20 protein-coding genes are annotated in these 24219 nt (G+C 46.6%); 8 read left to right on the top strand and 12 right to left on the bottom strand.

Annotated elements, in window-relative coordinates:
• Positions 1-62: 62 nt before the first annotated feature.
• A complete protein-coding gene (locus ACP7FG_RS08230) occupies positions 63-1703 on the top strand; it encodes a methyl-accepting chemotaxis protein (RefSeq protein WP_439226089.1) in 1641 nt (546 codons plus the stop codon).
• Here ACP7FG_RS08230 and ACP7FG_RS08225 read toward each other — a convergent pair.
• The gene (locus tag ACP7FG_RS08225; protein ID WP_054489513.1) at positions 1697-2236 is read right to left on the bottom strand and encodes a DUF3750 domain-containing protein; all 540 of its coding nucleotides are present in this window, start codon (positions 2234-2236) and stop codon (positions 1697-1699) included. The genes ACP7FG_RS08230 and ACP7FG_RS08225 overlap by 7 nt on opposite strands.
• 161 nt (positions 2237-2397) lie before the next feature.
• Between ACP7FG_RS08225 and ACP7FG_RS08220 the strand changes: the two genes are divergently transcribed.
• Entirely contained in the window at positions 2398-3807 is a 1410-nt protein-coding gene (locus tag ACP7FG_RS08220; protein WP_439226088.1) for a YdgA family protein, read from the top strand.
• A 57-nt stretch (positions 3808-3864) separates the two neighbouring features.
• Here ACP7FG_RS08220 and kynU read toward each other — a convergent pair whose 3' ends face one another.
• From kynU to ACP7FG_RS08200, 4 genes are all read right to left on the bottom strand, one after another.
• Positions 3865-5112 (bottom strand): kynureninase, encoded by a 1248-nt coding sequence (gene kynU, locus ACP7FG_RS08215; protein ID WP_439226087.1) that lies wholly within the window; start codon positions 5110-5112, stop codon positions 3865-3867.
• Positions 5109-5951 carry an alpha/beta hydrolase family protein gene (locus ACP7FG_RS08210; protein WP_439226086.1) on the bottom strand — a complete coding sequence of 281 codons (843 nt, stop codon included), beginning with the start codon at positions 5949-5951 and terminating at the stop codon, positions 5109-5111. Before ACP7FG_RS08210 ends, kynU begins: the two co-directional genes overlap by 4 nt.
• 100 nt (positions 5952-6051) lie before the next feature.
• Entirely contained in the window at positions 6052-7320 is a 1269-nt protein-coding gene (locus ACP7FG_RS08205) for a mechanosensitive ion channel family protein (protein WP_439226085.1), read from the bottom strand.
• Positions 7317-7805 (bottom strand): Mpo1 family 2-hydroxy fatty acid dioxygenase, encoded by a 489-nt coding sequence (locus ACP7FG_RS08200; protein ID WP_222235779.1) that lies wholly within the window; start codon positions 7803-7805, stop codon positions 7317-7319. The genes ACP7FG_RS08205 and ACP7FG_RS08200 overlap by 4 nt, the downstream gene beginning before the upstream one ends.
• A gap of 166 nt (positions 7806-7971) precedes the next feature.
• On the opposite strand from ACP7FG_RS08200, the gene ACP7FG_RS08195 reads away from it, so the two are divergent.
• From ACP7FG_RS08195 to ACP7FG_RS08185, 3 genes are all read left to right on the top strand, one after another.
• The gene (locus ACP7FG_RS08195; RefSeq protein WP_439226084.1) at positions 7972-9885 is read left to right on the top strand and encodes a hypothetical protein; all 1914 of its coding nucleotides are present in this window, start codon (positions 7972-7974) and stop codon (positions 9883-9885) included.
• Between the two features lie 145 nt (positions 9886-10030).
• On the top strand, positions 10031-11584 hold the full coding sequence (locus tag ACP7FG_RS08190) for a methyl-accepting chemotaxis protein (RefSeq protein ID WP_199494336.1): 1554 nt from the start codon (positions 10031-10033) through the stop codon (positions 11582-11584).
• A gap of 23 nt (positions 11585-11607) precedes the next feature.
• On the top strand, positions 11608-12168 hold the full coding sequence (locus ACP7FG_RS08185) for a gamma-glutamylcyclotransferase (protein ID WP_439226083.1): 561 nt from the start codon (positions 11608-11610) through the stop codon (positions 12166-12168).
• 1 nt (position 12169) lies between these two features.
• Here ACP7FG_RS08185 and ACP7FG_RS08180 read toward each other — a convergent pair whose 3' ends face one another.
• Both ACP7FG_RS08180 and ACP7FG_RS08175 read right to left on the bottom strand, forming a co-directional pair.
• A complete protein-coding gene (locus ACP7FG_RS08180) occupies positions 12170-14425 on the bottom strand; it encodes an EAL domain-containing protein (RefSeq protein ID WP_439226082.1) in 2256 nt (751 codons plus the stop codon).
• Positions 14425-16116, bottom strand: a complete 1692-nt coding sequence (locus tag ACP7FG_RS08175; RefSeq protein ID WP_439226081.1) for an EAL domain-containing protein — start codon at positions 16114-16116, stop codon at positions 14425-14427. The genes ACP7FG_RS08180 and ACP7FG_RS08175 overlap by 1 nt, the downstream gene beginning before the upstream one ends.
• Positions 16117-16227: 111 nt before the next feature.
• On the opposite strand from ACP7FG_RS08175, the gene ACP7FG_RS08170 reads away from it, so the two are divergent.
• Entirely contained in the window at positions 16228-17274 is a 1047-nt protein-coding gene (locus tag ACP7FG_RS08170) for an AI-2E family transporter (RefSeq protein ID WP_439226080.1), read from the top strand.
• On the opposite strand, the gene cfa is transcribed toward ACP7FG_RS08170, so the two are convergent.
• The 3 genes from cfa to ACP7FG_RS08155 form a co-directional block, all read right to left on the bottom strand.
• Positions 17271-18386, bottom strand: a complete 1116-nt coding sequence (gene cfa, locus ACP7FG_RS08165; protein ID WP_222235773.1) for a cyclopropane fatty acyl phospholipid synthase — start codon at positions 18384-18386, stop codon at positions 17271-17273. The genes ACP7FG_RS08170 and cfa overlap by 4 nt on opposite strands.
• Positions 18387-18466: 80 nt before the next feature.
• Positions 18467-19639 carry an ammonium transporter gene (locus tag ACP7FG_RS08160; RefSeq protein ID WP_439226079.1) on the bottom strand — a complete coding sequence of 391 codons (1173 nt, stop codon included), beginning with the start codon at positions 19637-19639 and terminating at the stop codon, positions 18467-18469.
• Positions 19640-19649: 10 nt separating this feature from the next.
• Positions 19650-19988, bottom strand: coding sequence for a P-II family nitrogen regulator (locus tag ACP7FG_RS08155; protein ID WP_054489485.1), 339 nt, complete (start codon positions 19986-19988; stop codon positions 19650-19652).
• Positions 19989-20207: 219 nt separating this feature from the next.
• On the opposite strand from ACP7FG_RS08155, the gene ACP7FG_RS08150 reads away from it, so the two are divergent.
• A complete protein-coding gene (locus ACP7FG_RS08150) occupies positions 20208-21260 on the top strand; it encodes a cysteine synthase A (protein ID WP_439226078.1) in 1053 nt (350 codons plus the stop codon).
• Complete coding sequence (gene glpQ, locus ACP7FG_RS08145; protein ID WP_439226077.1) at positions 21253-22272, top strand: glycerophosphodiester phosphodiesterase; 1020 nt, start codon at positions 21253-21255, stop codon at positions 22270-22272. Before ACP7FG_RS08150 ends, glpQ begins: the two co-directional genes overlap by 8 nt.
• On the opposite strand, the gene ACP7FG_RS08140 is transcribed toward glpQ, so the two are convergent.
• Together ACP7FG_RS08140 and ACP7FG_RS08135 are read right to left on the bottom strand one after the other, a co-directional pair.
• The gene (locus ACP7FG_RS08140; RefSeq protein WP_054489479.1) at positions 22247-22714 is read right to left on the bottom strand and encodes a GNAT family N-acetyltransferase; all 468 of its coding nucleotides are present in this window, start codon (positions 22712-22714) and stop codon (positions 22247-22249) included. The two genes, glpQ and ACP7FG_RS08140, sit on opposite strands and share 26 nt — an antisense overlap.
• Positions 22704-24164 carry a RimK family protein gene (locus tag ACP7FG_RS08135; RefSeq protein WP_439226076.1) on the bottom strand — a complete coding sequence of 487 codons (1461 nt, stop codon included), beginning with the start codon at positions 24162-24164 and terminating at the stop codon, positions 22704-22706. Before ACP7FG_RS08135 ends, ACP7FG_RS08140 begins: the two co-directional genes overlap by 11 nt.
• Between the last annotated feature and the right edge of the window lie 55 nt (positions 24165-24219).

Raw genomic sequence — 24219 nt, 5'->3', positions numbered from 1 at the left:
CTAAAGCTTTGTTGCTTTGCTTACGATATAAAGTAATAGAACTGTCACAGGAACAAAAATCTATGGGCTGGTTTAATAATTTAACCGTTCGTTACAAGCTGCTATTACCCATCGTATTGTTAGCTTTGGTTCTCATTGCGATCACGGCTGTGAGTATGACTAACTTCAAATCGGTGGCGGGCAGTGTTGACAAAATTTCAGCCGAGCATTTACCGGGCCTTAATTTTTTGCTGCAAGCGGACAGAGATTTACACCAGGCCCAAGTGGCGGAGCGCACACTGCTGTCTGTAGAGCCGGGTAGCTCGCAACAGCAAAAGCTCATTGATACTCACAATGAAAATATTGAACAAGCACAGCAGCGGGTCGATAAGTTTCTGAAGCTTACCTCAAGCGATACTGAGCGCAGGATGGTGGCCGACTATAAACAAAAGAGTGAGGTCTGGATTGCAACAGCCGCAGAAGTTATCGCATTGCATGCTAGCGGTAACCTTGATGCCGCGGTGGGTTTAAGTCAGCAACAAAGCGGCCCCCAGTTCGAGACAATGCGCAGTGTCCTCGATCAGTTGGAACAGCGGCAAGAAGAGGCGGCACTTGATCAGACAGAGTTAATTGATTCAACCATTGCACAAAGTAACTGGGCACAAAGCGCAGTGCTTATTATTGGTTTAGCGGTTTGTGTGCTTTTAGCATTGTTTTTCCCTCCACTGATTTCTAAGCCACTGAATTTATTATTGGAGCGTTTCCGTGATATGGCCAAAGGTGAGGGAGATTTAACCGCACGAATTCACTTACAACGGACGGATGAACTAGGGAAAGTTGCCGATGCGTTTAATGAATTTATTGAGAAGCTGCAGCGAACCATTCAGAAAGTGAGCAGTATGGCTGAACAAGTGGCAACTTCGTCTGAGCAGCTTTCCAGTATTTCTGAGCAGTCTAACCAGAGCATTAAACAGCAACATCAGGCGGTCGAGCAGGTTGCGACTGCTATACATGAAATGTCGGCAACGGTGGATGAAATTGCCAAAAATGCCAATGAAGCTGCACAATCAGCGCAAGAAGCGGATACTCATACGAGAAATGGTCGCAAGGCTGTAGGTGAAACTGTTGATGCTATTCAGGCATTAGCTAATCAGGTTCATCAAATTACTCAGGTAATTGATAAAGTAGCTGACGACAGCAACAATATTAACAGAGTAATTGAAGTTATCGGCAGTATTGCAGAACAAACCAATTTACTGGCACTTAACGCAGCGATTGAGTCTGCTAGAGCTGGTGAACATGGTCGGGGCTTCTCTGTGGTTGCGGATGAAGTGCGTACTTTGGCAAGTCGTACTCAACAATCGACCCAAGAGATTCAGGATATGATTGAACGTTTGCAGAGTGCAACAAGTGAAGCCGTGAGTTCTATGAACGCGGGCCGTGAAAGTGCCGATGCTACGGTGGATAAAGCTCAGCGAGCTGATAGTGCGCTTAAAGGAATTACTGACGCGGTGACTGAAATCAATGATATGAACAATCATATCGCCACCGCAGCAGATGAACAAAGCTCAGTAACTGAAGATATTAACAAGAATGTCAGCACCATAACCGATATTGCAGAGCAATCGGCGCAAAGTTCGGCTCAAGTTAGAGAGTCGAGCGATGATTTGGCCAAGCTTTCAATGTCACTGCAAAGAGAGCTTCAGCAATTTAAAATTCATTGATCATTATCCGCGTAGCCGCTGCCAATAGCACTGAAAGGTAATTTTAGGCCAAGCTCAGGAACTTGTATGGCTATCCAGGCCGGAAAGGTATTGCTGTTAGGCCCCGGTAGCACTTCGTATTGGTCCGCCCAGGGGTAACGGGAAGCTGCTTCTTCAATGCGCGAGATCATGCCGGCGGCCTGCGTTCCCGATACCGAGAGTATTTTTTCGGGTTCGGCACCATACCAGTAGCGGTCAGGGGTTGCTGTTTGATAAACACGCAGTGCCGGGCGCCCGTGCTCTACACCCCATCCCACAACTTCGTATACGGTATACTCACTGGCATTTTCTGGCTTCACTGCCAGCCAGGTGTGAACGGCAAACCAGCCACGCCAGCCAAACGCATCGGCGGCATAGGCTTCTATGACGGCTTGTTTTTCAATCTCAGGGTCAGGCGCGATACCCGCGGGCTCTCTGGACGCATCTCGCCAGTCACCTGAGGAACACCCAAAAAGAAAGAGGGCAGTCAATGCTGCCGTTACTATCCTGACCATATTGCTATACCTGCTTAAAAAAAACCTGCTACTTCTACTGGAAAACTAACACAAAGGTTCACACTCGCCTATTGCGGGCATAACTTTTGCTGTCGGTTTTTAATTTATGTATAATTTCAACATAATAATTACAACTCACCTCTATAAATGAAAGGACTACTATGAATAAGAAAGGACTCCTTGGCGGCGTCGGTATTGTCGTTGTCGCTGCTGCTTTAATTGGCCCCCGCTTTGCCGGATCTCAAGTTGAAGACACATTGAAACAGCACGTCGAGGCATTAAATAATGTGCCTGCCTATACAGCGCAAGTTGTGTCATTTGACAGAGGCTGGTTTGGCTCAACCGCAACCGTCGAGCTGGGCGTTGATTTCAGCGGTGCGTTCCCCGAAGCAGAACAATCTGAAGAGCTTTCTTTTGAGGTGGTTATTGATGTTCAGCATGGCCCTGTGCTTACTCAGTTTTCTCCGGGGCTTGGTCTGGCGTCACTTGAGGCCAGCTCTAAAGACGAAGGCTTACGTGAGTTTCTGGACTGGGAAGATGAAACGCCTTTTTATCATATGGTTGGCTCTGTCGGTTTTTCCGGCAACTTTAGCTACAGCGACTCCATTTCTTCGTTTACCTTAGTGCCAAATGACGCCCGCCAGCAGATTTCAGTGTCCCGCTATGAAGGCAGTGGCGAGGTTTCGTCAGACAGCTTCAGCTATGAAGGCGTATTAGACGGTGCTGAAGTGCTTATGGAAGGTCAGGCTGTCAGCGTTGGTGAGATGAAAGTCCGTACGGAAGCTAAAGGCGATTTGCTCAGTATTATGCAGGGTGGGCTTTATGAAAGCGAAATGTCGATGCAGCTTGAAAAGGTTACCGCGCGCTCGCCTGATGATGTCGATTTGTTCAATTTAGAAGAGCTTGATGTCGAGGCTATCAGTGCATTTAGCGATGATGAAAAACACATGAATGTGGATATGAACTATTCGATGAAATCATTTATGTTTGGCGACACTCACCTTGATAATCTTGTTGTAAACATGGCATTTAATAATCTCGATGCCGAGTTTTTGCGGGCCTACAACCAGACTATGCAAACTATTTATGACCAGGGGCCGGACGAAATGGAGGCGGCAACTGAGAAGTTGGTAAAAGACAGTTTACCGCAACTACTGAAGGCAGAGCCTGAGTTTGTTGTTAGTGAGTTTAGCGGTCAAATGGAGCCTGGAAATTTTGAAGGCGACTTATCAGCCAAATTGGTTGGTGTGGCTCAGGTACCTGATAATTTGGATGATATTCGGTTCTGGCTTTCTAGTGTGATTGCCGATGCGTCGCTGACTGTTGATAAACCTCTATTAAAGTGGCTTGCTGAACAACAACTGCTATCAACTATGCGCATGCAGTATCCGGGTGCTGATGAGGCCGAGATGCAGAAAATGGCTGAGCAACAGGCGCCAATGATGATCAACATGTATTTACAGCAGGGCTTACTGACGGAAACTGAAGACGATTATCGTAGTGAGTTCGAAATGGAAGGCGGTGAGGCTATGCTCAATGGTCAAAAAGTTCCGTTAGGAAATACGATGTAAACCAAAGCCGTTCTGAAAAAGCCTCAACGGAGTGAGTTTCGTTGAGGCTTTTTGGTTTTAGGTGACGGTATTACGTTGTTGCCAGCGCGGATCCAGATGTTCATTTTCTGCTAACACTTGTCGCAACTGTTCGGCGGCCTGCCAAATGTCCTCGAAGCTGTTATACAGTGGGGTGAACCCAAAGCGAATGTAATTAGGTGCACGGAAGTCAGCAACAACGCCTCGTTGAATTAAAGCCTGGCAGAGACCGTAAGCATGCTCGTAGTGATAAGACAGTTGGCTGCCTCGTTCGCTTCGTTGCTCTGGAAAAATAGGCTGCAGTACGTCATCAAGGTCATGAGTCTTTAATAACTGATGAAACACATCGGACAGTTGTAGCGACTTTTCTCTTAGCTTTTCTAAGCTAACGCCTTTAAAAACATCCAGCGCGGCGTCCACGGCTGACATAGCCAGAACCGAAGGTGTTCCGGTAAGCATCTGCTGTATACCCGCAGCTGGTTCGTATTCCGGTGAAAAGTCGAAGGGCCTGGCGTGACCAAACCAGCCACTTAACGGTTGTCTCATGGTTTTGTGGTGCCGTTTTGCTGCGTAGATAAATGCGGGAGCACCGGGCCCTCCGTTCAGGTATTTGTAGGTGCAGCCGACCGCAAAATCTACTTGCCAGTCGTCCAAATGAACGGGCATAGCACCGGCACTGTGTGCTAAATCGAGAATAACCAGAGCGCCATTTTCGTGCGCATTGGCGACCAATTGCTTTGCGTTAATACGTCGGCCGGTCCGAAAATTCACTTCGGTTGCCAGCACCAGAGCGGTTTTGCTATTTATGTGTTGTTCAAGCTCGCTTTCGTCAACGAGCTTTAATTGGCAGCGATGCTGCCCTAAAAACTGAGCAACACCCTGAACCATATATAAGTCGGTAGGGAAGTTGTCTTTTGTCGACAGCACAACTGTGCGCTCCGGGTCCTGCGTCTGAACGATGGTCAGTGCGGCGGTTAGTGCCTTGAATAAATTGACCGATATTGAGTCGCAGCAAATGGTTTGCTCTGGTTCGGCCCCTATTAAATGCGCAATTTTTTCACCAACGGTTTGCGGCAAGTTCACCCAGTTATGGTCGTTCCAGCTATTGATAAGATCTTGTGACCATTGTTGTTTTATAACGTGCTGCAAGCGAGTTTCTGTTGCTTTGGTCATTACTCCTAAAGAATTGCCGTCCAAATAGACTTTATTCTCAGGTAACTGAAATTGTTCGCGGTGCTTTGCGAAAGGGTCAATGATGTCAAGTTCTTGTATGTCGGTAAGGTTCATGGATTAAGCTCGTTGTTCAGGCGTTTAATAATGGCTTTCCATGCGCTTGAGTGTGGGTGTATCAGGTCAAAATGGCCGACACCTTCCAGTATCTCTGTTTCTACGTCAATATTATGAGTTTGGCTCAGTGGCACAATACGGTCGGCATCTCCCTGAATTAACCAGGTATTATCGTGCAGTTTTTGGGTTCTTGGACTGGCCTTCTGGTAATCACTTGTATTTTCGTAGGCGGTTTTCATTAAGTTTAAAGCCGCGCGGTTACAACTACCATCGGTTTGCGTGTAACTGACCATGTCGGTAATGGCAGCAAGACCAATCACAGCTTCAATGTTAGGCGATGCAGGAGTGTCATTTGCAGTGGCCAGCAATGCAAGGTGCCCGCCTGCAGAGTGCCCCATAACAGCGCTGGGTCGGCCATTAAGCTTGTCGCCAATAAAGTCGATAGCGGCTTCTACGTCGTTTAAGCTCGCTGGCCAGTCACCGCCTTCTTGGCCTAAACGACGATACTCTATTGACCACACATTAAAGCCTGCGTTTCTTAATGCATTGCTGGCGGGGTTGGTGTGAGTAATGTCGTAGTCTTTTAGCCAGCAGCCACCGTGAATAAAAATAACGTTAGCGGCTGAGTCTGAATGTTCTCGCGTGCTCCAGAATTGGATAAACTGTGAAGGGTGAGCCCCGTAGGAGTATGTCTTTTCAGGCTCCTCGCCGGCAAGTTCAAGTACCTTGTTAAAGGTAACTTGTTTAAGCGGCTCTTCGTTGTTCGCACTGGCATTAGAAGCGCTGAAAATGAAGAGCAGCAACAACAAGGTCTTGGGTAACAAGGAGAACGCTTTCACAACGATACCACCACTGTATTTTCGGGTTACAAATGAGGTGAAAGACCATACAAGTATTTTTGAGCTGACTCAATAAATACTTGATTAATTGCTACAGATTTCACTCCGGCTTATTTTGAGTTAACCCTAGTTGCTGCACCGCTGTGCGCACATCCTGGCCGGATGTTTCCTGAAATACTTGCAAATCAAATTGCGGCAGTATGGCAAACAAGTGATCAAAAATATCAGACTGTATGCCTTCGTAGGTTTCCCATGCTGTGTCATTGCTAAAGCAATAGATTTCAATAGGTAAGCCCTGAGGGCCAGGGTTCAGCTGCCTTACCATTAATGTCAGCCCTTTATGCACGTCAGGTCTGTTACTAAGGTACTGTTTCACGTAGGCGCGAAAGGTACCAATATTTGTCACCTGTCGGCCATTAATTGGATCAGCTCCGGTTTGCTCAAGGCTAGAGTTCCACTCTGAAATATCTTTTTCTTTTTGCTCCAGGTAGTCGTTAAGTAAGGAGAAACGCTTAAGCTTTTTCTTCTGCTCGTCGGACAAAAAATGAATGCTGTTCTGGTCAATATACAAGGCGCGCTTTATACGGCGTCCGCCACTTTCCTGCATACCGCGCCAGTTTTTAAAAGACTCAGAGATAAGGCGTTTGGTCGGGATGTTGGTGATGGTTTTATCCCAGTTCTGAACCCGTACGGTATGAAGTGCGATATCAATGACATCGCCATCGGCATTTAGCTGTGGCATTTCTATCCAGTCGCCAACCCGAATCATGTCGTTAGAGGAAAGCTGAATGCTGGCAACCAGTGACAGTATCGTGTCCTGAAAGACCAACATAGCAACAGCACCCATAGCACCAATTCCGGAAAGGAGTATAACCGGCGAGCGGTCGAGTAATGACGCTATGATGAGAATGGCCGCGACAACGTAAACCACTATTTTCGCTATTTGCAGATAACCTTTAATTGGCTTTTCATGCGCGTCGGGCTGAAGGTTGTATATTTCATTAACGCTGGTCATGGCGGCGCTGAATGAACGCGCCAGAGTCAGTATTAAGTAAGCAATACTGATGTTACGTATGACTGTGGTAACGGTTTCAGGTAGGTCGGGTACCAGATAAATACCGGCGGACAATACCAAAGCAGGAACAACCTGAGCCAGACGGTGCACAATAACCCGAATGCCAACGCCTGGGTCACTGCCTAACTCTGTTTGTGACAGTAGTCGCGAAACACCACGTAATAAAACTTGCTGAGTGATGAGCTGGGATATCCAAACGGCAACTGCCAGAATAACACAGGCGCTAATGGTATAAGCCCAGGGTTGGGAAGCCGCCCAGTCATGAAACCACTGAGGGTAATCCAGTTCCATCATAGTTTTTGTTCCACCGCTGCTTTTAAGTCCTTTCTAAAGCCTAAAATGAATACAACTTCTGCCACCACAAATAAGGGACCAATTGCTAAACCCATAATGTCATCAACAAAAGCGGGCTTTCTGCCCTCAAAATAATGGCCAATGAATTGGAAGATCCAGCCGACTACGAATAGGCCAATGCCCCAACTAAGCCACAACATTGTTGGTAAAGCTGCAATGTCCCGGCCAATGGCTAAAGACAGCCATAGCAGCACGGTCATGAGTAGCCCAAGCTTAATATCAAGCCGAATGTAAAAAATAACAGCGGCTAAAACAACCAGACTGGCCGGGGTGATCAACAGATAATCCAAAGGTAGTGCAGGTCGAGACAAGAGACTAATGATACCAACGACAATCATAGGAATGCCGACAATGTGGGTCGCCACATTCTTACGATTACGATGATAAGCCGCATACTGCGCTAAGTGATCAACGATGTTTTTCATAGGTTTTGCCAGTTGGTGCCTAAATAGAAGGTTAGATTGCTACGCGTGGGGCTTGATGTCAATGAAGTAAGCGCCTTTGCCATACCTAACTTTCTATTGCTCAGCCGTTAACTTACCGCTAACCTAAAGCCTTTATTTTTATTAGGTATTAAATAGGGGAAGTTCGGTGGCGTTTGATTACGGTTCGATTGATCTGGGGTTAAAGAACCCGTTTAAAACCGAAGGATTGGTGACGAGTGTTCGCGGTGTGGTGCAATCGTTGTTTGGCATTTATTTACTGGTAGCAGGTGCCGGGGCCGTGAAGCCCGATGCAATTACAGGTTGGGTATTAGCTATCTTCGGGCTGCTATTGCTGGCTGGCGGTATTAAAGTGCTGAGTGGCGGTATTATGGCTATGCTGCGCTACTTTGTTGGTCGTAACCATCCAACATCACTGGCACGTAATTTTAGTAAGTCTGAGCGCAGTACAGCGCAGGAAGAGTCGCGTTACGTTGCTTATAACGATCAGGCATTGGAAGAAATGCTGATGGGTCGTAAGAACAGTACCTTTATAGAGCCAAAAGGCTTGTTGGCGCGCATTGCTCACACGGTATTTCCCAAGTTGCTGTTTATGCCTTACCCCATTCGAAACATGGCGCAGCGTTTGTTAGGTGCGTGGGTGCGTACTCTGACTGCAATGGTTGCCTTTGGTTTTGCTGCCTTTGTTTCTCTGGCTGGGTTTGCCGGTGACGCTGGTGTACTTGCGTTCCCGGTTTATACCGTATTGTTAACGCTGTATATCATGCATGTATGGAAGGCTGCAGGCCAGGCTATATCGCGCGGAGCAGAGCAGTCTATTGATTCAATGGGTAGTGGCGATTTGGTTAAAACTATAGCCTTTGCGCTGCTTCTACCGGTTGTTGTAGGTCTGGTTGTTGGTTGGTGGATGAACGCCGCGAATTTAACCGCAGCTGCAATTGAGCAACAGTTTGCGGCGTTACCAAACTTTCATGCCGGTTGGTATCTATTGAGCATTTTTGTCGGTGCTATTGTTTGTACGTTAGTAACTGTGGTGCTGTTGAAAAAACGCTTAGCCGATGCGAACCCGGTTTCCGAAGTTTCAGAGCTACGCGAAAACTGGCAGGAGTCAGTACACCCTAAAGAAATCTTTATTAATTTGGATAATCTGGTAATGGCGAACCGTCGTTACCGCGAAGTACCTAACCGGGTCTATCGTGAGCTTGATCCTAACTTGCAGGAACAAGTAGACGGTAAAGGCGCATTCAGCGGTGAGATGATTCAGGAAATTCAGCCACGAGTTAAACCTATGGGGCTGGGGTCTTTATCTGAAAAATCCCGCTTGGTGAGTTTGTTGTTGGGTAACAGCCTGTTTATTGTTGGTGTGCTTTTCACTTTCTTTTTAGCTTATGCCACGGTGGATGTGGTGAAACTGCTGGATAGCATGAACTACCGGTTATCAGAGAATACGCCTTACGCTGACTTAATGGCTCTGGCTGGTGTTGCCATGACGGCTATTCACTTCTTGCTTATTGGTTATGTGTTACGTGCCTTTGCGCGGTTAGCGGCAAATATTGCGCATCTGTTCTATGCTGAAATTCAGTTTGAATCAATGCTTATCTACTTTAAGTGCGAAGGTACTTTCACCGAATCTAAAATATCAACTGGTGCGGGTATTCACGACAGTACCCGTTCAGAAAACACCTTAGTACGCAGCAGTATCACTCCCTGGGTTATTGTCTCTCGTATTGTGTCGACAACTTTTGCGGCCACAGGAATGAAAAACCTCGAACACCCTCGACACATTCTGGAAATGCACAAATCGGACGATGAAATGGCCTCGATTCGCAACGATGTCATCGACTTCCTTAAAGATCGTGAGTCTATTGCTTCTATTACCAGCAACAGAGACTTAGGTAATGCCTCCCAGATACATCAGCTAAATGAGCAGACACGCGCAATTCCTGCAAGTCAGGAAAAGTTGCAGCAAAACAAACCGCAGGCTTCGGACGAAGAAGCGGCGGGTTATTTGCGACAGCAAGAAGAACTTGACTCAAACGACGAAACTGAAAAGGAGCGTTGATTCTAATCAATTAAATGGTCAGGCGAGTTAGCGCTCGCCTGGCTTTGCTACCAAGGTCGTAGTGCACCGCCATAAAGTTTCATAGAAACTGTTCGATAAATATACATGGTTTGTTGCGTTGTTTACGCCTTATGGAAGCGAAAAAATGTCCACAGTTGATGTGAAACCACCTTTACTAATAACGGTTTTAGCGATAGTTGCCAGTTTAATCGTTACCTCGTTTGTCCCCTGGCTTTGGCTTCAACTCTGCCTGCAGTCTTTATTGTTCATTGGTTTAAGCGTTTTTTATATTAGCTACTTGCGGCGAGCCCAGGCTCCTTTTGATGAGCCTGAAGATACCGACGACAGCACCGACCACCTTGCTGAAAACTCCGGAAAGAATGCTATTGCAACGGCCGAACTCAGCTTTGCAATTACCCGTTTTAAGACTGTACTGGCCGATATTGTAGAGCGCCTGGAAGAGAGCGTCGATAACTCGTCCCGGGTGAGTGAGAGGGCTCAGGGAATAGAGACTTTCTCGTCGGAAGTTGCGGTTGCTGCTGAGCAAACTAAGCAGATAAGTCATGAAGGCAGAGAACGAATAAAGCAGCTGACCCACGAAATTGATCTCGTTGTATCAGACAGCCGGGGAAGTGCCGAAGCAGTTAAGGGCCTGCAGGAGAAGGCCAGTGACATTCGCAAAGTGACTCAGGTTATTGACAGCATTGCCGAACAAACCAACTTGCTGGCGCTTAATGCGTCAATAGAGTCGGCTCGTGCAGGCGAGCATGGCAGAGGCTTTGCGGTCGTTGCTGATGAAGTGCGAACGCTGGCGGGAAGAACCTCGGATGCTACCGTAGAAGTCAGTAATCTGGTAGAGGCGATTCATACCGAAACGACTGCTGCTGTCAAAAATATCGAGCATTTATCAAAGCACATTGAGCAGCAGTCTGAGACCACCGCGGGCATTGTTGAGCAGCTGGCTAGCATTGTTGAGCAAGCAGAAACCGTCGAGCAACAACTGCAGAAAATAACGGCATTAATGGGAGAAAACGCTCAGGATCTTTCCCGAAACGGCGAGCTGCTGCATTCGGTTAATTCGGACCTGTCGGAACAGTATCAGCAACTTGATGATGTCAGTGGTCAGGCAGAGCAACTGGAAATGCAGTCGGAACAGTTATTTGCGCACTTGGTTGAGAACGACGCCGACGCAGAGCATAGAGTTATTTACAAAGCCGCGACGGATGCGGCACAGCAAATTGAACAGCGTTTAGAGCAGGCGCTCGAGCAGGGTGAACTGACATCCTCTGAGTTGTTCTCAAAAAACTATGAACCCGTGCCGGGGACAGATCCGGTAAAATACAGAACCGCTTACACAGAGTTTTTCGACAGTGTATTGCCCGCTATTCAAGAATCGGTTCTGAAGCGTCACGAACATATTGTCTACGCTATCGCGACTGATCCGAATGGGTATGTCGCCCGACATAATGACGCCTTTAATAAACCATTAACCGGAGATCCAAACAAAGACTTGGTCGGTAACCGTTCTCGTCGATTGTTTAATGATAAAACCGGTGCGCGTTGCGGAGCCCATACACAAGCGTTATTGTTACAGACGTACAAGCGCGACACGGGCGAGGTTATGCACGATTTATCGGTACCTGTCTATGTGAATGGAAAGCATTGGGGAGGTTTCCGTATCGGCTACAAACCTTTGTAACTGGAAATAGGCAAGAGAGTTGTATGTCACACGATACCATTGCGATGAATAAAGAGCGTCAGGACTTAAGTGGGCTGGAGGCTGTCTGGCTATTTGGTTATGGGTCACTCATTTACAAAGTTGACTTTCCTTATCTGGAAAGGGCGCCTGCCTCTATTGAAGGATGGTCGCGCCGCTTCTGGCAAGGCTCGCATGACCATCGTGGTACGCCGGAAGCTCCGGGTAGGGTGCTCACCTTAATTGAAACGCCGGGTGAAGTTTGTACTGGCATGGCCTATAAAGTATCGCCGGATGTGTTTGAGCATTTGGATCACAGGGAGAAAAACGGTTACCTGCGTTTCACCACGGCAATGACGTTTCGCGATGGCTCTCAGAACGAAGGTCTGGTTTACATTGCAACAGAAGAAAATGAAGCGTTTCTTGGTGCTGCTCCTGAATCTGAAATAGCTCAGCATATTGCCCGTGCATCGGGACCCAGTGGCCCCAATGCCGAGTACCTGGTAAAGCTGCAACTGGCGCTACAGCAACTGGGTGTGAATGACCCACATATTACTCAGGTTTATGAGGCCTTAGTAGAAGACTAAATCAGTCACTGCTAAAAACATCATCAGCGGCCTGAGGTAGCTTATAAAGTTGCCCTTGCCAGTAATGGCAACCAAACTCTTTGAGTTTATCCAGTTGGGCCTGATTCTCTACGCCAACTGCCTGTACTTCTAAGCCTAACTCGGTGGTCATGCGTATAACTGCTTTGACCAGGTTTCGTGAGCGCTCGTTGGTATCAAGGTCGCGGATAAACTCACGTTCAATTTTAATTTTGCTGACCGCCATAGTTTTCAAATGCAGCATACTGCCTATGCCCTTACCAAAACGGTCGATAACCAGAGTAATACCTAATTCGTGCAGTTGTTCAATAATATCGAGCGTGTTCGGCAGAGGTTCGCTTAAGCTACTCTCGCTTAAATCGAATTCAATTTTAGCTAAAAGCTTAGGGCTTTCTTTATTTAACCTGTTCATGGCCTGACAAAGCCGCTGTGATATTTGCTCAGTGGCCAAATTAATGGCTACTTTACCCGGCGTAATATTCTGCTGTTGCCACCTTTCAACTTGGGCTACAACGTTTTCGATAACCCAAATACCCAAAGTGTCTAACATGCCATTAGCGTCAAACTGGGGGAGGAATTTTTCAGGCTGTAAGGTACCAAGTTCGGGGTGCTCCCAACGCAGCAAAGCCTCAACACCGACGACCTGCTTATCCATATTGAGCACCGGCTGATAGACCAATTGCATTTGGTCACTCTGAAGAACGCTGTGTACATCTTCCTCTAGCTGAATTTCATCGTAAGAGCGGTTCTCAAGTTCTTGTTTGAAGTAAGCCTGGTTTTCATTCTGCTGGTCTTTAGCTGAGTTCATTGCCAAATTAGCCTGAGCTAAGAGCTTTCCGCTATCGTGCCCGTCTAAGGGGTAAACGCTGGCGCCAATACTGGCTGTTAGTTGAACTTGCTGGTCGTCATTGGTCAGCACAAAAGGACGCTCGTAGGCTTTTTGAATTTGTAAGATAATATTTTGAATATCGATGTATTCGACAATGTGATTCAGCACAATAGCGAACTCGTCACCACCCAGATTGTATAGTTTAGTGCCAAAAGGAGTGACTTCTTTTAGCCTTTGGGTCAGGCGCTGTAAAATTTTGTCGCCAATGTGATGACCGTATTTGTCGTTTACCTGATGAAAATGGTCGACGTTCATCACTAGCACTGCAGCGAGTCGATCGCTGGGCAACTCATCCAGCAGTCTGGATAAATCTAATGCCAATGAATTGCCGTTAGGTAGTCCGGTTAAGTCGTCAAAAAATGCTAACTTCTGTAACTGCCGCTGTTGCTGTTTCATTCGGGTTACATCGCTTAATGTAGCGATATAAGTCGCTTCTTCAGAAAAGCCTGAAACAGCCTCTCTAATTGTCAGAACAGCGGAGTAACGTTTTTTCTCTGCGTTACGGCCAACAATTAAAATGCTTTGGTTACAAGGGAAATTGCTGTCAAGATCGTCGATATCTGTAGCGGTGAAAAGCTCCTCTAACTTTGAGTTAACACACTGAGCTTCGGTTAATCCGGAAATTTCGGTAAATGGAGCATCCACGCTAATGACTTTGCGGTGCTTATTGAGCAAGGCAATACCTGATAAGACTCCATGTTCTGAGAGCTCGCCAGCTTTGCCGTTTGAGTTATCAACATAATCGGCTGAGATATTGGTCCATGAACCCTGAAAGCTTAAAGGGCGTCTATTGGTACGGCGTAATTCGTCCCGCACCCACACGTAGTGCCCCTGTTTATGGCGAAAGCGATACTCGTAAACGAATTGGTCTTCTTCAAGGCTTCGTAAAATGGTTTTCTTAGCTAACTGTGTATCGTTAGGGTGGATATTGCGTAACCACCAGCCTGGCGCTTTCACTTCCTCGGGTGAGTAGCCCATAATGCGTTCACAATTTGGGCTGACCCAGTCAATGCGAATGCCTGAGTCCAGTGAACGCAGTTCGTAATGAATGGTAGGGCTGTTCCCAAGATAGTTATAAAGCAGTTCGCGAGATTTTTTTAGTCTTAAAACCCAAATACGAGTAAAGAAAAACAGAAAAACCACAGATAAAACAACAAAGCCCCAGGGTTTCCACTGGTTCATAAGGTTTTGGGTATCGGTTTCTATAGTTAAATTCTGAATTAGGGCGCTGGCTCCAAGCTCCCAAACTATAGCTGCAACTATGTAGGCTATTACCAGAATAACTTCCGGGCGCTTAAAAAAAGGTCGGCGCCACTTATGTTGAGTTGTTAACTTCATTTTGTCTTTCATTATCTTATCCGGGCCCAGGGTATATCAGCCTTTTTCAGCGACTTACTTAGAATCGATCCTTGTAGTTCCTCACATCCTATTTGTTTTAACAGAAGGAGTTTAGCGCGGTCATTAATGCCTGTGGCTATGGTGGTTAAACCGCGAGCCCTCGCCATTTTGACCATAGACGCTAACTCTCGCTTTTTGTCACTGTGCGACGTTGCTTTTTGTACCAACTCTTCAGATAGTTTTACGGCATCTACGGGTAGTACAAAAAGTGACTGAATGGTCGAACGACCCTCTCCAAAATGTGAAGCTATGACGTTACAACCAACGCTTCTTAAACGCTCCAGATACCGTTTTGACTTATCAGATAGTGACATTAGAGCTCGTTCACTCACTTCAATATAAACTTGCCGTGCAGGAAACTTAGAGTCCTGTAGCTCGTGTGCCAGAACGTTTAGCACAATAGGGTCGACAATATCATTAATAGTGATATTAATAGAAACTCGCACTATGACTTTTTGTTTTAGCCAAGTTTTCAGGTCTTTAAAGGTGCGTTGAATCATCCAGGATGTGAACTGCTGGGTTAACGAAGCTTCCTCTATCATGGGCTTGAACTCTTCTAAATTCATGCCGCCACGTTTTGGGTGTACCCATTTTGCCGATATTTCCAGAACGGAAAAGTAACCCGTATTGGTGTTAAGGCGAGGCTGGAAGTAAAGCTGAATGTCATTATTCTTCATGGCCTCGCTAAACTGACGAGAGAAAGTCACCTCTTCAATTTGGTCAATCGCGTTATCATTTTGTTCCAAAAATGAAAACTGCTGCTTTTTCTGAAACGCATTAAATGCATGGGCCTGGGCTTCATCGAACACTTTTTGATGGTCTTCTTTAAGCTGGTCTTTTTTGACCCGGAGTACACCTGCCGCACTATCCATTTGGTACGAAACGCCGTCGACCACTATCGGTTTTTCTAAAAAGCTTTCAATTTTACTCTGCAGTTCTTTGGTATTCTCTTCTGCCTCTGCACTAACGCCAACGAGTTCATTTTTCGACGTTTGCCCAACGTGAACCTGGTCGCCAAGTAGCTTTTTCAATTGTATTGCCATTTGTTTGACGAGTTCATTGGCTTTTTCAGTACCTACTTGCTGCTGAATTTTCTCCATATTCTGCAAGCGAAAGTTGAAAATATCGATAAGGTCGTCCGGAGCTCCGTCCTTACTGTGACCGATAGTTTCTAGCTGTTCCAGTAAGGCATTAATGTTAGGCAAGTCTGTGCCCTGATATTTGAACTTCGCACTTTTTTCCGCGCCATTAAGCTCTTTTACGACTCTTGCAATAATGCCGGCGATAGTGGCAATGAAAGTGAAAGCCAGTAAGCGAAGGATCCAGCCGCCAGCAATTTCGTTACTGCTTATTAATGAATCAGAAAAAGAAAATGGGCTCAGTAAAACACCGCACATGAACCCGGCCAGTGCGCCAATACGGGGGCCAAGTAGAAGTCCGGTTAATACTAAAGGAAAGTAAAGTAAATGCTCGTACAGGCTTGGAAGCCCACCGGTCATTTCAATAACCCGTATAAAAGCAGCAATAAATATCGCCAATACAAACCCAATAAACACCTGTTTTTCGGCGTTCATCTTTGTAAAGTTAATCAAACTTTCTTTGCACCAAGTGGCAAAGCTGTATGGATCTTCCGATTTCGACATTTATTCTTATCAGTTGTGATAAATTAAGCAGTTAGCTATGTTGAGATTGTTATCTAACGGGAAGTCTGTCAAGTCTTTACGCAAAGAATTACTAATGCCAAGGAAGCAAGTATGCGGGAATCATTAGAAAGACGTTCATTTTTACTGACACTGGCACTTGTCAGCGTTGCTTTTGCCTGGGTACTTATACCTTTTTGGGCTGCTATTTTTTGGGCCTGTGTCGTTACGGTAATTTTCTCGCCGTTGCAGCAACGGTTGAAGAACAGGTTTGGAGATAAGCCTAACCGGGCAGCGCTTGTTACGCTGCTAATTGCACTTGTTATTGTTGTCATCCCGGTACTGGGAATTTCGTATTCATTCGTGCAAGAGGGCGTTAGTTTTTACCAGCGACTGAATGAAGGCAAAATTAATCCAGGAAAACTTTTTGATGAAATTCAGACTGCCTTCCCAATCATTAATGATCTTCTTGCTCAGTTCGATATTCAAGCCAGCGATGTGCGAGATAAAATATCCTCGACAGCCGTCAGCGGTAGCAAGTTCTTAGCGGAAGAAGCACTCAGCATTGGTCAAAACACATTTTCTTTTCTGATTAGCCTGGCTTTAATGATTTACCTGACTTTTTTCCTGCTAAGGGACGGACACCGTTTAATTAACTTGATGGTTAAGGCATTACCTCTGGGAGATGAACGAGAGCGTAAGCTATTTACTAAGTTTGCTGAAGTAACACGCGCGACGGTCAAAGGGAACTTGGTGGTTGCGATAGTTCAGGGGGCGTTAGGCGGTATTATCTTTGCGTTGCTTGGCATTCCGGGCGCTTTACTTTGGGGTGTTGTGATGGCGTTCTTGTCACTCATTCCTGCAGTGGGTGCCAGCCTGGTCTGGCTACCTGTGTCTATTTATCTATACGCGACAGGAAGCTGGATAGCCGCGACCATACTCGTTGCTTACGGTGCAATTGTTATTGGTCTGGCCGATAATGTATTACGCCCAATTTTGGTTGGCCGCGATACAAAACTGCCGGACTACTTAGTGTTGTTTTCCACTCTGGGTGGTTTGTCTCTATTCGGAATTACCGGTTTTGTATTAGGGCCGCTTGTTGCAGCCCTGTTCCTGGTATTCTGGGATATCTTTATGACGGAATTTAACGCGGACCCTTAAAGCTGAGGCCGTGAATACCCGCCAACGCGCCCTTTAGGTGATAATACCCACTGCCAGAGTTGGATATCACGGGCGCGGAAGGCTCCGGCGCAAGATAGTAAGTAGTATTTCCACATACGGTAAAACTCATCATCAAATTGCGATTTAAGCTCCGGCCAGGCCTTATCAAAATTCTCAAACCAGGCCATTAGGGTTTTATCGTAATCGGCCCCAAAGTTGTGAAAGTCTTCGCAGACAAACTTTTCTTCCAGCGCGGTGCCAATTTGTGAAATAGAAGGCACTTCGCCATTAGGGAAAATGTATTTACTGATCCATGGGTCAGCTGCTGTGTCGCTGACATTTTTGCCTATCGTGTGAAGTAAAAACAGACCGTCTTCTTTAGTGCAGCGCAGGGCTACATCCATATAGTCGTCATAGTTTTTCTGGCCTACGTGCTCGAACATGCCCAGGCTGATAACCCGATCAAACTGTTCATCAAGCTCACGGTAGTCTTGTAATCGAAACTCGACAGGCAGGCCTTTACAGCGCTCTTCACCCAATGCAACTTGTTCTTTAGATATAGTAACGCCAACGCATTCAACGCCGTAATTTTCAGCAGCGTATTGCATAAAACTGCCCCAACCGCAGCCTATATCAAGCACTCGCATACCGGGTTTCAGGCCTAACTTTTTACAGCAAAGCTCAAGTTTGTGCCGTTGCGCTTCATCGACATCTTTCGCTTTTTCCCAATAAGCGCAGGTATAAACCATGCGTTCGTCAAGCATAGCTGAGTACAAGTCGTTGCCCATATCGTAATGGTGCTGTCCAACTTCCCAGGCTTTCGACTGACTTTGCAGATTGAAAATGCGGCTTTTCAGAGAGTGAAAGATAAGGCGTGCGGGGTTTACTTTGTCTTGAATGCCCGACCGCAAAAGCTTGAAAAAAAACTGATCAAGAGACTCGGCATCCCATAAGCGTGCCATATAGGATTCGCCAAGACCCAGGTTGCCACGCGACAAAGCCTGATCAAAAACGGTTTCATCGTGTATTTGCATGTCCCAGGCCCGATTGCCGTTAATGCGAATATCTGCCTGAGCTAAAAGTTCTTCAACATACTCTCGTGATGTCGACATAATTGTCCGCCCATTCATGAAATTGATGGCATAAAACCGTATCAAGAACGGGCGGGCCTGGCAATATGACGTCGGTATTGCTACTTCTGCGAAGTAAACTCCGGATAAGCCTCAACGCCACAGTCAACCTGATCTAAGCCTACGTATTCCTGTTCTTTCGTCACGCGAATACCTACGGTCAGCTTGAGTATAGTCCAGATGATAAAGCTACAGGCAAAGACCCAACCGAAAATTGTGGCAACGCCGGCCAACTGAATTATAAAGCTGGCGCTGGGGTCAGTTATGGGTACTAGCAGGGTACCGAATATACCCACGACACCATGTACTGAAATAGCCCCAACCGGGTCGTCAATGTGCAGCTTATCCAGAGCAATAATTGACAACACAACAATGAGTCCGGCGACAAAGCCAAAAACACTTGCCTGCCAGGGTTCGGGAGTAACGGGTTGTGCAGTTATGGCGACCAGTCCGGCCAGAGCACCGTTTAGTATCATAGTCAGGTCGGCTTTTTTCCAGAGTAACTTGGTAAACAGCAGTGCCGCTATTGTTCCTGCTGCTGCCGAGGTATTGGTATTGACCATAGCGCGTGCAATGGCGTTGGCGTCATCAACTGAGCCCAGGGCCAGCTGCGAGCCGCCGTTAAAACCGAACCATCCGAACCAGAGAATAAAAGTACCAAGTGCGGCGAGAGGCATGTTTGAACCCGGTAAGGCATTAATACTGCCGTCACTCAGGTATTTGCCAGAGCGGGGACCCAGCAATATGACCGCCGCCAGTGCTGCTGATGCCCCGGTTAAGTGGACAATACTGGAGCCGGCAAAATCGACAAACCCCCAGTTTGCTATCATGCCGCCACCCCAGGTCCACAAGCCCTGGACCGGGTAAATAAATGCGCTGAGTACCACACAAAAAACTAAAAAGCTCATGAGCTTCATTCTCTCTGCTACGGCGCCGGAAACTATGGACATAGCGGTTGCAACAAACACAACCTGAAAGAAGAAGTTTGCATCGGCGGCGTAAGCAGGGGAAGGATCCGGGTACATGACTTTATAACCAATGGCTAAATAAGTAATACAGGAAATGGAGTAGAGAGCAATGTTTTTGGTCAGAATTTCGGTGGTGTTTTTGGCTCTTACCAGGCCGGCTTCTAACATTGAAAACCCGGCCGCCATCCACATGACCAGCGCGCCGCAAACAAGCAGGTAAAAAGTATCGAGGGCAAAAGTGAGTTGCTGTAAATCTTGTGCTTCCATGGGTGACTCCTTAAAGAGCGTCTTTGTCAGTTTCACCGGTACGTATGCGAACGCAGTGCTCAAGTGGCAGAACAAATATCTTTCCGTCTCCGATATTGCCGGTATGAGCCGCTGCGCTAACAACTTCCAGCGCCCGTTCAAGGGTTTCATCGGGAAGAGCCAGTTCTATTTTCATTTTGGGAAGAAAGTCGACCTGGTACTCGGCTCCTCGATACAGCTCGGTATGGCCTTTTTGCCGGCCAACACCACGAACTTCGGTTACAGTTAAGCCGGAGCAGCCAATTTCAAACAAAGCCTGCTTTACATCTTCCAGCTTGAAAGGTTTGATTAACGCAACGAGCATTTTCATTAGGCTTCCTTATTAAAAGATTGTTAAGCAACCTTCTAATTCAGGAAATGTGCCAAAGATTAATTTGTTGATATTTATGGATAAATAGAATTTCGATGAGAGCTCTGCACAAAAAACGTGCGCAACCTCTGTGCACTGCACCAAAAGTGCTATTGAACCCAGACCTTACAGGGGAGATACTATTTACCTACAGTAATGCAGGATGAAAGGTGCAGTAGCATGAAACTTGGAGCACGGCAGAGCGACCTTATTGGTGAGACAGATCTGTTACGGATACCATCGCTGTCTGATTTAACCGGGTGCGATATTTTTATTAAGTGCGAGTTTCAGAACCCGGGAGGCTCAATAAAAGATCGTGCTGCTAAACAGCTCATTGACGACGCTATGCAGCGCGGCGAACTAAAACCGGGCATGACCGTAGTGGAAGGTACTGCCGGCAACACTGGTATTGGTCTGGCAGTTGTTGCTAAGTCCTATGGGCTGAATATGCTGGCGGTTATGCCTAATGATCAAACACCAGAAAAAGAACGGATGATACGTCTGCATGGCGGTGAGCTAATGGCCGTTGACCCGGTTCCGTTTAAAAACGAAAACCACTTTTATCACACAGCGCGTCGCTTAGCTGAAGAGCGTGACGACTGTTGGTGGGCTAACCAGTTTGAAAATACCAGCAACGCCCGTGCGCATTACCTTCATACGGGCCCGGAAATTTGGGAACAAACCGGTGGTAAAGTTGATGTTCTGGTTTCTGTGGCAGGTACTGGTGGCACCATTGGTGGTAACTCGCGCTTTTTGAAAGAAAAGAATCCGGATATTGATGTTTGGGTTGTGGACCCGGATGGCTCGGGAATTTATGAGTTCCTTCGCAGTGGCGAGTATGTTTCGACGGGGGGTTCCATGACAGAAGGCATTGGTATTATGCGGTTAGTGGATAACTTTCGTCAGGCACGTATTGATCATGCCGTTAACTTGCCCGACCAGGATTTAGTCACGCTGTCGCGTTATGTCAGAGACAAGGACGGTATTGTACTAGGTAGTAGTTCCGCGCTTAATGTTGCCGGCGCTTTGGTTGCTGCTTTGCGAAAGGGGCCGGGGCAGCGTATCGTGACGTTTTCCTGTGATTTAGGTGAACGTTCGGTCAGTAAATTGTATAACCCGGAGTATTTACGAGGGCGTGACTTAAACCCTGAGCCCGAGCCCATTGAGGTGCTGATAAAACGTTACCGCGAGCTTGGCGATAAAGTGCTAGAGGTTAACTGGAATAATGAATAGATTCATCATTTGCGGTTTGTTATCAGGTTTGGCAGTTGCTGCACCCAAAGCACAGGAGACTCTGCCGGACGCGCCGTTTCATGATTTAAAAGTACCTGAGTTTCTGGATATTGCGCATCGTGGTGCGTCGGGTTATTTACCGGAACATACTCAGGCCAGTACGGTTATGGCTCATGCTTTAGGTGCGGACTTCATCGAACAGGACATACAGCTAACACGTGACGGTGTGCCGGTGGTTTTGCACGACGAAAAACTGGACCATGTTACCAACGTGTCTGAAGTATTCCCGGAGAAGCACCGGCCTGATGGTAAATATTATGTGGTCGACTTTTCCCTGGATGAATTAAAGCGCTTAACGGTTGTTGCCCGCCATAAAGACTATGAGCTGGTCTATCCTAAACGCTTTGCTCAACCGGATGTACGTTTCCCTATTCAAACCCTGGATGAGCACATTAAGTTGATTCATGAACTGAATCGGGTGCGTGAGATGTCTACCGGTATTTATGTGGAGCTGAAATCTTCACGTTGGTATCAGCAACAAGGGTACGACATTACTTCAGCTGTTATGTCGGTACTTGCACGAAATGGCTATTCTGACAAACGGCCTACCCCTATTTATTTGCAGTCTTTTGATCCGGAAGTCTTGCGGCGTTTAAAACGAGAGTTTAACTGGGACGCGCCCCTCATCCAGCTGGTTGGCGATAACAAGTGGGGCGCGACAGATATTGACTACAGCGCTATGCGATCCAGTGCTGGTTTAGAGTCGGTTAAGAGCTACGCAGAAGGGGTCGGGCTGTGGTTACATCATGTATTAGAAGGTGTCTCTGAAAACGGCGAACCGCAATGGAGCGATGTTTTAGACTCTGCGGAAGAAAAGGGACTGAATGTTCATGTTTATACCTTGCGAGCTGACGACCTGCCCGACGGCGTTAAGTCTCATGGTCAGCTACGACAGTGGTTGAAGCAGGCCGGTGTTGAGGGTGTATTCACAGACTTTCCGGATAAAAAGTAAACCGCATTTTAAAACCGTCACTGCCGTCATCATAATAGTTTGGCAGAATATCGATAGTTTCGAAGCCACAGTTTTGATACCAATGAATGGCGGTTTTATTATCACTTTTTACTTCCAGAGACATAGCTTCAGCGCCCTGCCTTTTGGCGGTGTCCAGTACGTGATTAATGAGTAAATTGCCGACACCAAAACCACGAAAGTTTAGTGATACAGCAATAGAGTACAGGCGCCATACTTTACTGTTGCGCCGGGTGAACGCAATGGCATACCCGGCTAGCTGGTTTTCTGAACGCGCCACCCAGCAATAATTATGATCAGACTGAATAACCTGCCGGAAGCTGCGGCGACTAATACAACTGTAATTAAATGTCGCCCGCTCCAGTGTAACTAATTGATCAAGATCGGTGAGCTTTGCAGGCTCAACCCTAAACTCAGTATTCATCCAGACGTCGTCCAAAGTCAGCCATTATCAGCCGATAGAGTTCATATCCTAAATGTTTATCTTCAACACCTGACTCAATTGACGGGTTATCGTTAATTTCAATAACCACCGGGCCTTTAGGTGTTTGTTTGATATCAACGCCGTATAGGCCGTCGCCAATTAAGCGAGTTGCCTGTAATGCCAGCCGAACTACGTCTTTTGGTGCCTGATGCACGCCTAAAGTTTCAAAAGACCCACTCTTACCCCGCGACGACGACTCGCTATGATTATAAATTTGCCAATGGTTACGGGCCATAAAATACTGACAGGCGTATATGGGGCGGTTATTCAGCACACCGATACGCCAGTCGTATTCGGTTTTCATAAACTCTTGTGCCAGCAAAATAGTGGATTGTTTGAAAAGCTCCGCTGCCACTTGTTTAAATTGCTCAAGGCTTTCTGCTTTTTCCACACCGATAGAAAATGAACCGTCAGGAATTTTCAGTACGACCGGATAACTCAGGCGCTCGCCTATGGCTTGGTAATCAATTTCTGACTGGCTCAGCAGCAGTTCTGTTTTCGGCGTTGCAACTTTATGCTTATCCAATAGTTCGGTTAAGAACACCTTATTGGCACACTTAACAATAGAGTCTGGGTGATCAATAACCACCATGCCATTAGCCTCCGCTTTTTTAGCAAAGTGGTAGGTGTAGTGGTTAATACGGGTCGTTTCCCGTATGAAAAGCGCATCAAACTCCAGTAAACGATTAAAGTCGTTTGCCGTAATCAGCTCAGCTTCAATATCCGCTTCTTTTGCTGCCTTAATAAACTGTGCCAGCGCCTTTTTGTCGCTGGTCGGAATGGCCTCGTCCGGGTTATAAAGAATGGCTAAATCAAAGCGGTATTCTTTACGCGTACGTGCCTTTCGCCACACTCGTTTACTGAAATGGTCCAGTGAGTTACCAAAAAAACTTTGTTGCTCGTCACTCAGCTCATTAAGCGCGCCGGAGGTGAGCTTGTTGATGTGCCAGCGGCCACTAAATTCCAGCTCAACTTTTAAAATAGGACATGGGTAGCGCTCAAAAATTTGCCGCGCAAAAGACGCCAGTTCTGGTTGCTCGCACAAACCAAAGCAAATTAACAAGGATAGCGACTTCTGATCATAGCTCTGCAAATATTTTGTGAGTGATCGGTCAGCGGTATTAATCAGTAACTGATAATGAGAGAAGTTAGTCAGGTCGTTAATGGTAGCGACAGAAGGCATGACTCTTTGCCCTCGTGCTTCTGCGAGCAGGCTGACATAATAGCCGGTGGACAAGTAAGATAGGTCATTGCACAAATTTAAGACGTGATAACGACTTTGCAAGTGTGCCGATTGTAAGTATTCACTTGCGGTGAGTAAGCTTTGACTTGGGTAATAAGGCTGCCAGTCGGCGGCATTATCTATGATAAGGTGAACGTGTTGCTGCATGTCGTAAAGTACTCAAAAGTCGCTAAAAAGGTGTAAGTTATTTGCTTATTATTTG

It is taken from the genome of Idiomarina sp. ST10R2A5 (assembly GCF_051842325.1).
Taxonomy (GTDB): domain Bacteria; phylum Pseudomonadota; class Gammaproteobacteria; order Enterobacterales; family Alteromonadaceae; genus Idiomarina; species Idiomarina abyssalis.
This window is presented reverse-complemented; position numbering and strand designations above follow the sequence as displayed.